Here is a 13,031-nt window from a genome sequence, read left to right as displayed (position 1 = left end):
GTACCGCTCATAGCCGTCCTTCCGGTCGTGTTCCGAGCCCACCCGACGTTTCTGCGGCACCAATCGGCGCAACGAACGCCTCGGCGTGGCATGGGAGATTCGTTTGCCCATTTACCCCACCGGCAAACCCCCGTTGGGCTATTTCAAGGCGTCGGCGATTCCCGTCCACGCGGGTTTGCGGCGATAGTCGGCCGTCAACGGAGTCGCTGCCCCGTACCCGGTGAAGCTCTCCGGATAGTCGGTGATCCAGGATCGTTTGTCGGTGAAACCCCAGAGCGTCAGTCCGGTGCATTTGACCTGGTTGAGACACACCTGGGTGATCATGTTGTACACCAACCGTTGTCGGTCGAGGTCGGCGACGGAAGCGACGCCGTCAAGCACCGGGATGCGGACATCGAGTTCGGTGAACCGGACTGCCACGCCCAGGTCGGCGAAGCGCTGCACGTTGGTTTCGATGTCGGAGATGTTGGGCTGCTGGTCTCGTCCGCCCAGCATGTGGCCTTGGAACCCGACGCCATCCAGCAGTGGCTTCTCGGTCGCCTCGCCGTTGACGGTGACGGTCACTTTCGTGTCGTGCAGGCGTTTCACCAGGTCGTAGACGGCGTTGGACTTGTCGCTGTTGGTTTCTGAGGTGTGATCGTTGTAGTAGAGCGTGGCGGTGGGGGCGGCCAACCGGGCCGCGCGGAAGGCGTCGAAGATGTACTGGTCGCTGTGCGTGGTTTCCCACCACGTGTTCGGTTGCAGGTGCCCCATTTGGTCGAAGGCCTCGTTGACCACGGTGGCCGCGCTCGCCCTCCCGGCGTAGCGCTTCATGATGGTGGTGACCGTGTCGACCATGAGTTGATGACGGGCGGCCGGTGGCAGTGCGCGGATGGCCGGCGGCACGATGTTCCACTGTTGTTGGTCCAGCGGGTCCCACACCAGGGCGTGCACCTGGAAGTCCTTGTGGTGCCGGGCGGCGAGATCGGCCACCGCATCGGCTTCGCGAAAATCGAACACACCCGGTGCGGGTTCCACCGTGTTCATCATGGTGCCGATCTCGGTTGTCAGCGAGTCGAATTCGGCCAGCGCGACGTCGCGGTAACACCGGTCGTTCTCGGCGAAAGTGCTCCGGTACGCGGTGCCGATGGTGATGCCGCGCGCCTTGGCGAGTTGCGCGAGCACCGGATCGGAAACTCCGCATTCTTCGGCACGCTGTCGCTCGGCCTGCCCAGGTTCGGCAGTTCCAGGTTGCCCGTCTTCGGTGCCGCAACTGACAAGCAGGATCATAGTCACCACCAGGACCGAAAGCTTGGCGAGCCAGGATGATCCAGCGGACACGCCTACAGATCTTGCCGCATAACCGCTGTGTTTCTCTTGTTGAGTGGGGACGTGCGGGCCGTTGATCTCCGATGCGGAGGGGGCGATGCGCAGCACCTTAGGGCACCATCAGGTGAGGTCACGGGACTGGTGACCGCTGTGGCTGACTCCCATCGCCGGCTTGGCACGGAATATGTTCCGCTGGTATTCCTTTGGCGCGTACCGAGGGAGCCTGGTGGTGATCGCCACGCGGGCCGACGAGGCGACTCCTGGTTCCGAGGGTTTTGCCGTCTCCCCCGCCCTGGAGCCACTCGCCGGTTTCGGTTTCGACATTTACAGCGGCCCCGGCCGATAGCGCTTCGGTGCGGCGATGACGCGTCCCTTCCCGAATCTGCCGCCGACATCGCTGAACCGCAGGCGCAACGGCCGGCCGTCCCGGGAAGCCTCGAGGTGCAGGTGCGGCTCGCTGGAATTACCCGAATTGCCCACCGCGCCGATGGGTTCGCCCGCGCACACCTGATCACCGGTCGACACCGCCACCGTTCCGGACCGCATATGAGCCAGCAGGACGTGTTCGTGCCCGTTGTCGATGACCACGTGATTGCCCGCCGGTTGTGAGGCACCCTGGCCGTCGTCAGGCATTCCGTCGTGGGTGCGAATCACCGAGCCCGAGCACGGTGCGACGATCACCGTCCCGAATGCATAGAACTCGTTGTTGCCGCGGCCGCGGATGCCGCGCCGCGTTCGTCCGGTTCGGGAGATCCGCACCAGATCGAACGCCTCGCGCTGCTCAGGCGACGGCCAGTGGTGGTTGAAGATGCGTCCCTGACCTTGGACCACGCGCCAACGCCCGTCACGCATCGGGAAGATCAATTCACCGGTCATCGGAGTGGCGATGCCGGTGAACGGGTCTGCGAGGGCCGCGGCGCCGGCCGCCACCGCCAGCACCAGGGCTATCCAGGCGCGTGGATCGGTGAACCCATCGGAGATGGCGCCGTCCACCCAGCCGCCGCGGAAGGCGACCGCGATTGCGCCGATTGCGACCAGTGCCGACATCGGCGACGGGGCAACCGTGAGCGACGGCGCGAAGAACCGCCAGGACAGGATCCAGAAGAGCACCAACGTGAGCAGGTTCGCGATCCACACGCCTGCATCGGTCGTCGTCACCCCGGTGAACACGGTGGTCGCGACCACTACGCACCAGAGCACCAGCCTCGCCATGAGCACCATGATGCCCAACGGCACGGCACACTCAGCCGTTGAAGTTCGCGCCCACGGTGTCGAATGCTGCGGCCAGAAGGTCGCGCAGCGCTTGAGCGCCGTCGGCGGGGTCCCAGTATCGGTACGCGGTGGTCGCGGCGGCGTCGGCTGCCGCGACCACCACGGCGGCCTGAAACTCCGTGCTGCCAGCGGAGATGGCACGCTGGATCGCCCATGCGGTCAAGGTGTGCCGGAACTGGTCACCGAAACTGCGCCCGCCGCTCGTCAGCGCCGGATTGCGTTGCAGGACATGCCGTTGGACGACGGTCTGCTCACCGACCGAGTCGACCGTGGCCACCAGGATTCGCTGTAACGATGTCCAGACCGGTTCGTCGTCTGGTCGTTCGTCGAGCAATGACTGATACGCCGCGAGCTCCTCGGGATCCGCGTCGAAGACCACCGCGTCCTTGGAGGTGAAGTAGTTGAAAAAGGTGGCCCGCGAGACATTCGCCTCGGCGGCGATCATGTCGATGCTGACCTCGGCGAAGTCATGCGCTTCCAGCAGGCGGCCGGCGGCGGAACGGATGTCGCGCCAGGTTTGCAGCTTCTTGCGTTCCCGCAATCCCATCGGTTCCGCGGGGCCCGGACGCGACCACGGCACAATCATAGACTGAGTCTACTATTGGACTTGGTATGACCTTGTGAGGTTGCCCGTTCATAGGAGAGAAACGGAGTTCGACATTGCGGACGGATGAGAAATCGTGGCGTCCGGCAGACTCACCGGTGATCGTAATCACCGGCGCCACAAGCGGTATCGGGCAGCTGGCCGCCATCGACCTCGCGCGCCGCGGTGCGCACCTGGTGCTCACCGCCAGGAGCCGAGAACGCGCCGAACAGACCATCGCCCGGATTCGCCGAGCGGCACCAGCGGCCCTCATCGACATCGTCGACGCCGACTTCACAGATCTGGCCGGCACCGCGCGCGCCGCCGAAGAAATCAACGAACGCTTTCCCGAAGTCGATGTACTGATCAACAACGCCGGCGTACACACCATGAGCCAACGCGTCACCGTCGACGGGCTGCCCGAAATGATGACCGTCAACTACCTCGCACCCTGGCTGTTCACCGGGACATTGCTGCCCGCCCTACGGCGCGCCGGCAACGCGCGTGTGGTTACCGTCGCCTCCGAAGCGTCCCGCCGGCACGGCACCCTCAAGATCCCCGGCGATCTCACCGACACCGGGCCCTTCAACGCGCTGCAGTCCTCACCGACGTACGGCAAGACCAAGCTGCTCGACATCATGTTCACCCTCGAACTGGCCGAACGGCTCGGCGACACGGACGTCAGCGCGGTATGCCTCAACCCCGGTTTCAACACCACCGGTCTCGGCCGCGAATTGCGCTTCGCCGCACCGCTGGAACGCCTGCTGCGCGGCCTCGGGATCGGCGATCCGCACAACGGCGCGAACCTGATCGTGCATGTCGCCACCGATCCGAACGTCCGGTCGGGTGGCTACTACTCCGGGAGGACCGCCCGTCTCGTCGCGCCCACGGCACCGGCCGATGACCGCCCCAGCCGGCAACGGCTGTGGCGGGCCACCACTGAACTCCTGGGTGTGAAGGGTTACACCGGGACCTACCAGCCGATGCCGCCGTCCTGTTGATTTGCCAGCTAACCGACGAATGCCCGCCGTTCGGCCACAGAGAGTGGGTAACAGAACGGTAGCTCGGCTAGACTCTGGAGGAATCATTCGCTACGTGGGACTCGAGGACGGGCCGTGCAGAACTCCAAACGCCGCTACGCGGCGGCCGCGCTGGCCGTCTTCACTCCGCTGGCTGCCGTTTCGGTGCTGACCGCGGCGCCCAGTTCGGCGTCCTGTGGCGCCGGCCAGACCGATTTCAACGGCAACTGCGCCCCGGTGACCTGCAAGAACGGCCAGGTCCGCGACGCCGACACCGGTGCCTGCCGGAACGCCCTGGTCGAGGCACTGCGCAAGGCCGAGGCGCCCGCGATCGCCCATGTGACCCCGCAGGAGTGGAGCAACTCCTACCAGACACTGGACAACGTGCGCCGGATCCCGGGGACCCTCAACGATGTCAACAGCATCGTGAACTCCGCGATCGACATCCCCACCAGCATCACCGGTGGAATCAACGACGCGGCCGGTGCCCTGTACTTCGCCGGGCGGGCGTTGGGCGTGAGCGGGCCCGTGTTCCCTGTCGGAGGCAACCTGGCGTCCGCTGCCAATGTCGCCCAAGCGCTGCCGTCTCCCGGTCTCCCCAAGGTCGGCTTGCCCAAGATCGGCATGCCCAAGTTGTTCCAGAACTGCCTGCCGGTCAAGTTCGCCTTCTTCCGACCCTGCATCTGACACCGACGCGCGGGTAGTTCGCCGCCGCCACAACTCGCGTTGACAGGCCGGTGGGTTGCGCCCAAGGTGTCCGAGTGAACCATCTCGAAGTCGTGGTCACCGGACTGCTCGCGGCCGTGGCCGTGCTCGGGGCGTTGGCCTGCCGACTGTCTGTGCCGTATCCGATCATGCTGGTCCTGGGCGGCGCGGCCTTCGGGTTCATCCCCGGCCTGCCGGAGATACGGCTCGAGCCCGAACTGGTGCTGGCGTTGTTCCTGCCGCCGCTGCTGTACAAATCTGCGATCTACGCCAACTTCGGCGATTTCCGCAGCAACCTGCGCGGCTTGACGATGAACTCGGTGGTTCTGGTCCTGGTGACGATGTCGGCGGTGGCGTGCGCCGCGCACTTGGTGATCCCCGGCATGGCCTGGCATACCGCGTTTGTTCTGGGCGCGATCGTGTCACCGACCGATCCGGTGGCGGCGACGGCCATCATGCACCGGCTCGACGTGCCGCGCCGACTCGTCAGCGACATCGAGGGTGAAGGACTGTTCAACGACGCCACCGCGCTGGTCGCGTACCGCGTAGCCGTGGCGGCGACGGTCGCGGGCGGTTTCGCCTTGTTCGACGCAGGCCTGAAGTTCTTTCTGGGCGTGCTGGGCGGGGTCGCCATCGGAATCGCCACCGGCTGGATGTCGGCGTGGATCCGCGAACGGATCACCGACGTCCAGATCAGCGTGACGATCTCGCTGCTCACCGGATACGCCGCCTTCCTCCCCGCGCAGGCGGTGGGAGCGTCCGGCGTCCTGGCGACCGTCACGGCGGGGATTTTCATGGCCATCCGCAGCCCAGAAGTGCTCGACGCGCGCCCGCGGCTGCAGGGCTACTTCGTCTGGGACATCGTCGATTTCCTGATCAACGCAATCCTGTTCGCGCTCACCGGCCTTCAGCTACGCAGCATCATCAACGGACTGCACGACTACCCACTTGGGGCGCTGGCCCTGTACGCACTCGCCGCGGCCGGCACCGTGGTGGCCGTGCGGATGGCGTGGTTCTGCGCCGTCCCACCTCTGATCCGGGCGGCGGCTCGGCGTCCGCCACCGGGTCCGGGCCGGAATTCCGGATCCTGGCAGCTGATCACGGCCTGGAGCGGGATGCGCGGCGCGATCTCACTTGCCGTGGCCCTGGCGCTCCCGTTGAGCACCGACGCCGGCTCGTTCCCCCATCGCGACCTGATCCTGTTTCTCACCTTCGCCGTGATCTTCTCGACCCTGGTGGTGCAGGGATTGACCTTGCCCGCGCTCATTCACCGGCTTCGGCCGGTCGATGAGGCGTCCGACGCCGAGGAGGAGTTTAAGGCGCGACTGGTGGCTGCCAAGGCGGCGATCGCCCAGATCGATGTGCTGGCCAGTGAGGACTGGGCCCGAGAGGACACCGTGCAACGCATGCGTGCGCTGTATGAGTACCGGTCGCGGCGCTTCGCGGCTCGCCTCGGGAAAATCGAAGACGACGGTTACGAAGATCGTTCCGGCGCCTATCAACAGATGATCCGGTTGGTGCTGCAGGCCCAGCGCCAAGCCCTGCTGAACATGCGGCGCGAAGGCCGGTTGTCCAACGAAATGCTCAACCGGATCTTGCGTGACCTGGACCTGGAGGAGTCCCGGTTGGAGAGTTGACGGCGCTCGGCCGCCCGCGACGGGACGGGACGGCTTTGCTGGAGCGAGTGACGGGATTCGAACCCGTGTAAACGGCTTTGCAGGCCGGTGCCTAGCCACTCAGCCACACCCGCAGCGCGTAGAACAATGCCACCGCCGCTGACCTGTGCCAACCGTTGCGCTCGCGGTGATCGCTATTCGTGCGGCATGCCCGCGGCCAGTCCGTGCTGTGGCCACCCCGGCGGGGAGTCCTCCCAGGGTTCCTGCCGGCCGAACGGCGTCAGATCCAGGAACGGATACCCGACGGCCGCATGGTCCAGCCCGCGCGCATAGGTCGAGTAGGTGTGGAACACCTCGTCCTCGCGGCGCAGGAACACGCTGGCGCCCGGCCAGTCACCCCGCAGGTCGCGGTCCGACCAGCCGTCGGCGCGCAACTCGTCCAAGGACTTGTAGTTGTACTGCACCGCAGCACGTTCCGGGTCGAGGGTGACGCCAAGGTCGTAGGTGAAATCGCCGTCGCGCGAGGAATACCACGGGAAGGTCCAGCCGTGCGCGTCGCGATACCGGGCGATGCTCGCGTAGGGCGCGCGCGACACGCAGGCGAATGTCACCCCCTTGGCGGTCAGCAGCGCTCGATCCGATTCGGTGAACGTCAGATCGGCGGCCGCGGTGCAGCTCGGGCAACCCTGGTCGATGTCGTCGATCCACATGAAGTGGTGGATGTAGAGCTGCTGGCGGCCCTCGAACAGATCGATGAGCCCCACTTCACCGCCCGGTCCGTCGAAGCGATAGTCCTTGTCCACCTTCACCATCGGTAGCCGCCGGCGTTCGGCGTTGACGGCGTCCCGCAGATGGGTGACCTCTCGCTCCCGCGCCAGCAGTTTCTTGCGGGCCGCGAGCCACTGCTCGCCGGACACCACATCGGGGTACACAGTGCTCACTGACATCTGGCCTGCCCTCCTTCGGGTCGTCTTCGGATATCGACTGGCCGCGCCGCGGAAATTCATCGCGGCGAACCGGGGGCGGTCTAGGTTGTTCGCATGATTGAGTGGCTGGCCGATCCCCCACTGTTCGGCGGCCCCGGCCAGGGCACCCGCCAAATCGTCGAATTGTTCGCGGCATTCGGCCTGACCGCCCTGATCGGTCTGGAGCGGGAGATCCAGGGCAAGGCCGCCGGCCTGCGCACCCAGACCATCGTCGGCACCGCCGCGGCCCTGATCATGTTGATCAGCAAGTACGGCTTCACCGATGTGCTGGTCGCCGGGACCGTGATGGTCGACCCTTCCCGCGTCGCGGCCCAGATCGTCTCGGGCATCGGGTTTCTCGGCGCGGGCATCATCATCACCCGACGCGGGGCGGTGCACGGTCTGACCACCGCCGCGGCGGTCTGGGAGTCTGCCGCCATCGGCATGGCCGCGGGTGCCGGGCTGCTGCTGCTGGCCGTCACGGTGACCGTCATCCACTTCCTGATCATCGTCGGGTTCATGCCGCTGGCGCGCCGGCTGGCCGCCCGGCTGGCCGGAACGGTGCGCGTGCACATCACCTACGAGGAGGGTCGCGGGGTGATGACGCAACTGCTGGCGGCCTGCGACCGGCGCCAGTGGCAGCTCACGGAGCTGGCCGCCGACCCCGGCGGGAAGCCGCTGGACGCACCCGCCCACCTGGCCGGGGTGGTCCTGACCCTGGCCGGGAACGGCGTCATGCAGGCGCCGATGTTGCTCGCCGGGATCGGCGGGGTCACCTCGATCCGTCAGCTGGACGAGGATCCCGACTGAGGTGAGGGTCTGGTGGCCCGGTAGGACGCCACCGCGGTCAACGCCGCCAGCACGGCGAACACTCCGAACGTCCAGCGCGCGGCCGTGGCGTCGTCCTGCTGGTTGGCGTTGACGATGACGCCGGCCAGGCCGGCACCGAACGCTCCGCAGATCAGCTGCACCGTGTTGATCGCCGCGGCCGCCGTCGCCCCTTCGGCCGGGTCGTCGACGCAGCCCATCGCCCACGCCGACAGATGCGGCCAGGCCATCCCGATGCCGGTGCCGGTGACCACCAGCGCCGCCGCCCAGCCGATGATCACCCCGACGGGCGCATCGGCCCGCATACTCAGCGCCGCGGCGCCGAGCCCGATCGCCATCACCAGCGGAGCCACCGTGACGATCCGGGTGACCAACCGCCGCCGGTCCACCGAGGCACTGACTATCTCGCCCGTCGTCCATCCGACGGCCAGGGTGACGCCGAGGAACCCGGCCATCAACGGTTCGAGGTGAGCCAGCCGCTGCCCGAACAGCGGCACGTACATGTCCACCATGGTCGCCGCCATCAAGAGTCCGAGAGTCAGATAGATCCACTTCAGCGGGCCGGGCCGGAAGGCCGTGGGCGGCAACACGGACGCGCGTGCCGTGCTCGCCCCGGCCATCCGGCGATCGACCACGACGAACGCCAGGACCAGCCCCAGTCCACCGGCCAGCAGCAGCGCCGTGAGGCCGGCATTCTGCGGGATGCCGGCCACGCTGATAGCCAGCGCGGCCGCACCGAGCAGCAGCAGCGACCACAGCGGGATTCGCAACGCGGCAGGCTCACCGGTCCGGCCCGCAGCGGCACGCCCGGGCAGCGCCAGCGGCACCAGCACTGCCATCGCCGCGGTGAGTATCACCAGGACACCGAAAGCCCAACGCCACGAACTGAACTGGGCGAACAGCCCGCCGCCGGCCGGACCGAGCAACGTACCCACACCCCACATCGCCGACACGAGTGCCGATGCGCGCACCCACAACGATTGCGGCAGAGCCGAATTGATGACGGCGTAACCCAGGCCCGCCAGCAGGCCGCCGGCCGCGCCCTGCACGGTACGGCCCACCAGCAGGAACTCCATGGTGGGTGCGACCGCACACAGCAGGCTGCCCGCCCCGAACACCGCCAGCCCGACCAGGTAGGACCAGCGCGGCCCGAGCCTGCTCAGCACCGCACCGACGGTGGTCGCCGCGATCACCGAGGCCACCAGGTACACCGTCGTCACCCAGGCGTAGAACCGGTGGCCGCCGATCTCGGCGACCGCGCTGGGCAGCAGGCTGATGGTGAGGAACTCGTTGGTCGCGTACAGCGCCACACCGCCGGCCAGAACCGTCGACGCACCAAGGTTTCTCGGGCCCAGCAGCTCACGCCAGCTGCCTGCGGTCACGGGTTCGGCGCGGGTCTCGGTCACGGCGGTGACGCTAAGTGCTCAACCGCGGTTGAGGTCAAGGGAGGCTCATTTCAGCCCGGCCGCATCCATTCCGCGCAATTCCTTCTTCAAATCCTGGATCTCGTCGCGGATGCGGGCGGCCAACTCGAACTGCAGGTCGCGCGCCGCGGTCATCATCTGCTCGGTGAGATCCTTGATCAGATCGGCCAGCTCGGCCCGCGGCATGTTCGCGGTGTCGCGACCCTCGACGATGCCCGCGCTGACCGCCCGCCCGGGTTCGCCCTGTGCGCGGCGCCCGCGCGAGGCATTCCGGCCGGATCCGCCGACCTGCACCGACTCGGTGTCATCGGCTTCGCGGTACACCTGGTCGAGGATGTCGGCGATCTTCTTGCGCAGCGGTTGCGGATCGATCCCGTGGGCCTCGTTGTAGGCGATCTGCTTGGCCCGGCGCCGCTCGGTCTCCTCGATGGCCTGCTTCATGGAGTCGGTGATCTTGTCGGCGTACATGTGCACCTCGCCGGACACGTTGCGTGCCGCACGGCCGATGGTCTGGATCAGGCTGCGCGGGGACCGCAGGAAGCCTTCCTTGTCGGCATCGAGGATGGCCACCAGCGACACCTCGGGTAGGTCCAGACCCTCGCGGAGCAGGTTGATGCCGATCAGCACGTCGTACTCGCCGAGACGCAGCTGTCGCAGCAGTTCGACCCGGCGCAAGGTGTCCACCTCGGAGTGCAGGTACCGCACCCGGATACCCATCTCCAACAGATAGTCGGTGAGGTCCTCGGCCATCTTCTTGGTCAGCGTGGTGACCAGCACCCGCTCGTCACGTTCGGTGCGAGTGCGGATCTCGCCGATCAGGTCGTCGATCTGGCCCTTGGTGGGCTTGACGTGCACCTGCGGGTCGACCAGGCCGGTCGGGCGGATCACCTGCTCGACGAACTCGCCACCGGCTTGGGCCATCTCGTAGTTGCCCGGCGTCGCCGACAGGTACACCGTCTGGCCGATGCGTTCGGCGAACTCCTCCCAGGTCAGCGGGCGGTTGTCCACGGCGGAGGGCAGCCGGAACCCGAAGTCCACCAGGTTGCGCTTACGCGACATGTCGCCCTCGTACATGCCGCCGATCTGCGGCACCGTGACGTGTGATTCGTCGATGACGAGCAGGAAGTCCTCGGGGAAGTAGTCGATCAGGGTGGCCGGCGCCGTTCCCGCACCGCGGCCGTCGATGTGCCGGGAGTAGTTCTCGATGCCGGAGCAGAACCCGACCTGCTTCATCATCTCCAGGTCGTAGTTGGTGCGCATCCGCAGTCGCTGGGCCTCCAGAAGCTTGCCCTGGCCCTCCAGTTCGGCCAGCCGGCTCTCGAGTTCGGCCTCGATGCTGGAAATGGCAACCGCCATCCGGTCCGGGCCCGCCACATAGTGGGTGGCCGGGAAGATGCGCACCGAGTCGACCTGGCGCACCACGTCACCGGTCAGCGGGTGCAGGTAGTACAGCGCCTCCACTTCGTCGCCGAAGAATTCGATGCGGATGGCCAGTTCCTCGTAGGCCGGGATGATCTCGACGGTGTCGCCACGCACCCGGAACGACCCCCGGGTGAAGGCGATGTCGTTGCGGTCGTACTGCACGTCGACCAGCAACCTCAGCAGGCCGTCGCGAGGCACTTCGTCACCGACCTTGAGCTCCACCGAGCGGTCCAGATAGGACTGCGGGGTGCCCAGGCCGTAGATGCAGGACACCGAGGCGACCACGACCACGTCGCGGCGCGACAGCAGGCTGGAGGTCGCCGAGTGCCGCAGTCGCTCGACATCGTCGTTGATCGAGCTGTCCTTCTCGATATAGGTGTCGGTCTGCGCGATATACGCTTCGGGCTGGTAGTAGTCGTAGTACGACACGAAATATTCGACGGCGTTGTGCGGCAACATCTCCCGCAGTTCGTTGGCCAGCTGCGCGGCCAGCGTCTTGTTCGGGGCCATCACGAGGGTGGGCCGCTGCAGGCGTTCGATGAGCCACGCGGTGGTGGCCGATTTACCGGTGCCAGTGGCGCCGAGCAGGACGATGTCCCGCTCCCCCGCCCTGACCCGGCGTTCCAATTCCTCGATGGCGGCCGGCTGGTCACCGGCCGGCTGATATTCGCTGACCACCTCGAAGGCACCGCCGGTGCGCACGATGCCATCCACGGCGTCGGCGGCAGGCCGGTACTCCGAATGCGCCAGTACGGGATGTTCGGTAGCGAAAGCCATGGTCACCAGGTTAAGCGCGGACCCCGACAAGTTCATTCCCGCTGGGTTAACGTGGCGCCGTGCCCGAGGCCGCGATGACCGTCCACCCGCCCAAACACGAGGTCTTCGATCTGCGGGCGCAGACCAACACCGACCCCAAAGGCATCGTCCGCGACGTCGACGTCTACACCGTGCGGCCCTGGGGCCTGTACATGGCCCGGCCCACGCCCGGGCGCGCACAGTTCCACTACCTGGAGTCCTGGCTGCTGCCGGCACTGGGATTACGGGCATCGGTGTTCCACTTCAACCCCGGATACGAGCGCGACCAGGACTTCTACCTCGATATCGGCCGGTACACCGCCGGCCCGGACGTCTGGGCGGCCGAGGATCACTACCTGGACCTGGTGGTGCGCACCGGCCGCGACGTCGGCTTGACCGACACCGACGAATTGGTCGCCGCGGTCGAGCACGGGCTGCTCAGCGCCGGCGCGGCGGAAGCGGCAATCCGCACCGCGGTGACGACGGTGGACGCGCTGGCCCGTCACGACTACGACCTGGGCCGGTGGCTGACAGGTCGGGATATGCCGCTGACCTGGCGGGCGTAATGTCTGGCGTTATGAGTGTTACCAGGCGCGCCGCGGTGGTGGCGGCCATCTCGGCCGCACTGCTGTGTGCGGGGCACGTGATCCCGGCGGTCGCGGCCGCCGACCCCGAGCCGGCACCACCACCCCCACCGGTCACGGATCCGTCCGCCCAGCTGCTGCACAACGTCACCTACAAGGCCAGGGCCGACGGCACCTCACGTGGCGCGGTGCTGGCCTACAAGGCCGACGACCACAACATCAACAGCGAGCAACCCACGTTGCTGCCCGGGCAGACGTTCGAGATCAACACGGTGTTGTCGGATCCGAAGCTGGCCGGGATGGAGCTGTCCATCCAGTGGCCGTACGGGTCGAACCTGCACTGCGAGATCCTGGTGGACGACCAGACCGTGGCGCAGGCCGATCAGTTCATCCCGCCGCGGGTGTTCCGGGTCAAGGACGACCCGCTGTACGGCACCCTGCAGTGCGGTGCACCGCTGGATGTGCCGATCCCCGCCCAGGAGACCGTTCCGGCCCCGGTGCAGTAGCGCG

12 protein-coding genes and 1 tRNA gene are annotated in these 13,031 nt (G+C 67.0%); 6 read left to right on the top strand and 7 right to left on the bottom strand.

All coding sequences use genetic code 11. The features are described 5' to 3' along the window. Window positions 1-138: 138 nt before the first annotated feature. The 3 genes from ACXPWS_RS13040 to ACXPWS_RS13030 form a co-directional block, all read right to left on the bottom strand. Entirely contained in the window at window positions 139-1,269 is a 1,131-nt protein-coding gene (locus tag ACXPWS_RS13040; protein WP_458712819.1) for an endo-1,4-beta-xylanase, read from the bottom strand. A 363-nt stretch (window positions 1,270-1,632) separates the two neighbouring features. Beyond that, entirely contained in the window at window positions 1,633-2,520 is an 888-nt protein-coding gene (locus ACXPWS_RS13035; RefSeq protein WP_458712818.1) for a M23 family metallopeptidase, read from the bottom strand. Window positions 2,521-2,551: 31 nt separating this feature from the next. After that, a complete protein-coding gene (locus ACXPWS_RS13030; protein WP_458712817.1) occupies window positions 2,552-3,166 on the bottom strand; it encodes a TetR/AcrR family transcriptional regulator in 615 nt (204 codons plus the stop codon). A gap of 116 nt (window positions 3,167-3,282) precedes the next feature. On the opposite strand from ACXPWS_RS13030, the gene ACXPWS_RS13025 reads away from it, so the two are divergent. From ACXPWS_RS13025 to ACXPWS_RS13015, 3 genes are all read left to right on the top strand, one after another. Then, window positions 3,283-4,164 (top strand): SDR family NAD(P)-dependent oxidoreductase, encoded by an 882-nt coding sequence (locus ACXPWS_RS13025; RefSeq protein WP_458712816.1) that lies wholly within the window; start codon window positions 3,283-3,285, stop codon window positions 4,162-4,164. 114 nt (window positions 4,165-4,278) lie between these two features. After that, window positions 4,279-4,869 carry a hypothetical protein gene (locus ACXPWS_RS13020; RefSeq protein ID WP_458712815.1) on the top strand — a complete coding sequence of 197 codons (591 nt, stop codon included), beginning with the start codon at window positions 4,279-4,281 and terminating at the stop codon, window positions 4,867-4,869. Window positions 4,870-4,943: 74 nt separating this feature from the next. After that, window positions 4,944-6,524 carry a Na+/H+ antiporter gene (locus tag ACXPWS_RS13015; RefSeq protein ID WP_458712814.1) on the top strand — a complete coding sequence of 527 codons (1,581 nt, stop codon included), beginning with the start codon at window positions 4,944-4,946 and terminating at the stop codon, window positions 6,522-6,524. 39 nt (window positions 6,525-6,563) lie between these two features. On the opposite strand, the gene ACXPWS_RS13010 is transcribed toward ACXPWS_RS13015, so the two are convergent. Further along, a tRNA-Cys gene (locus ACXPWS_RS13010) sits at window positions 6,564-6,637 on the bottom strand. A gap of 60 nt (window positions 6,638-6,697) precedes the next feature. Beyond that, window positions 6,698-7,450, bottom strand: a complete 753-nt coding sequence (locus ACXPWS_RS13005; protein ID WP_458712813.1) for a DUF899 domain-containing protein — start codon at window positions 7,448-7,450, stop codon at window positions 6,698-6,700. A 93-nt stretch (window positions 7,451-7,543) separates the two neighbouring features. Between ACXPWS_RS13005 and ACXPWS_RS13000 the strand changes: the two genes are divergently transcribed. Beyond that, complete coding sequence (locus ACXPWS_RS13000) at window positions 7,544-8,278, top strand: MgtC/SapB family protein (RefSeq protein ID WP_458712812.1); 735 nt, start codon at window positions 7,544-7,546, stop codon at window positions 8,276-8,278. Here ACXPWS_RS13000 and ACXPWS_RS12995 read toward each other — a convergent pair. Next, the gene (locus ACXPWS_RS12995) at window positions 8,254-9,702 is read right to left on the bottom strand and encodes an MFS transporter (RefSeq protein ID WP_458712811.1); all 1,449 of its coding nucleotides are present in this window, start codon (window positions 9,700-9,702) and stop codon (window positions 8,254-8,256) included. The genes ACXPWS_RS13000 and ACXPWS_RS12995 overlap by 25 nt on opposite strands. Window positions 9,703-9,747: 45 nt before the next feature. Then, the gene (gene uvrB / locus ACXPWS_RS12990) at window positions 9,748-11,919 is read right to left on the bottom strand and encodes an excinuclease ABC subunit UvrB (protein WP_458712810.1); all 2,172 of its coding nucleotides are present in this window, start codon (window positions 11,917-11,919) and stop codon (window positions 9,748-9,750) included. A gap of 74 nt (window positions 11,920-11,993) precedes the next feature. On the opposite strand from uvrB, the gene ACXPWS_RS12985 reads away from it, so the two are divergent. Beyond that, on the top strand, window positions 11,994-12,503 hold the full coding sequence (locus ACXPWS_RS12985) for a DUF402 domain-containing protein (protein WP_458713524.1): 510 nt from the start codon (window positions 11,994-11,996) through the stop codon (window positions 12,501-12,503). An 11-nt stretch (window positions 12,504-12,514) separates the two neighbouring features. Then, a complete protein-coding gene (locus ACXPWS_RS12980) occupies window positions 12,515-13,027 on the top strand; it encodes a hypothetical protein (RefSeq protein ID WP_458712809.1) in 513 nt (170 codons plus the stop codon). Window positions 13,028-13,031 lie beyond the last annotated feature (4 nt).

This window comes from Mycobacterium sp. BMJ-28 (genome assembly GCF_054404835.1).
This window is presented reverse-complemented; position numbering and strand designations above follow the sequence as displayed.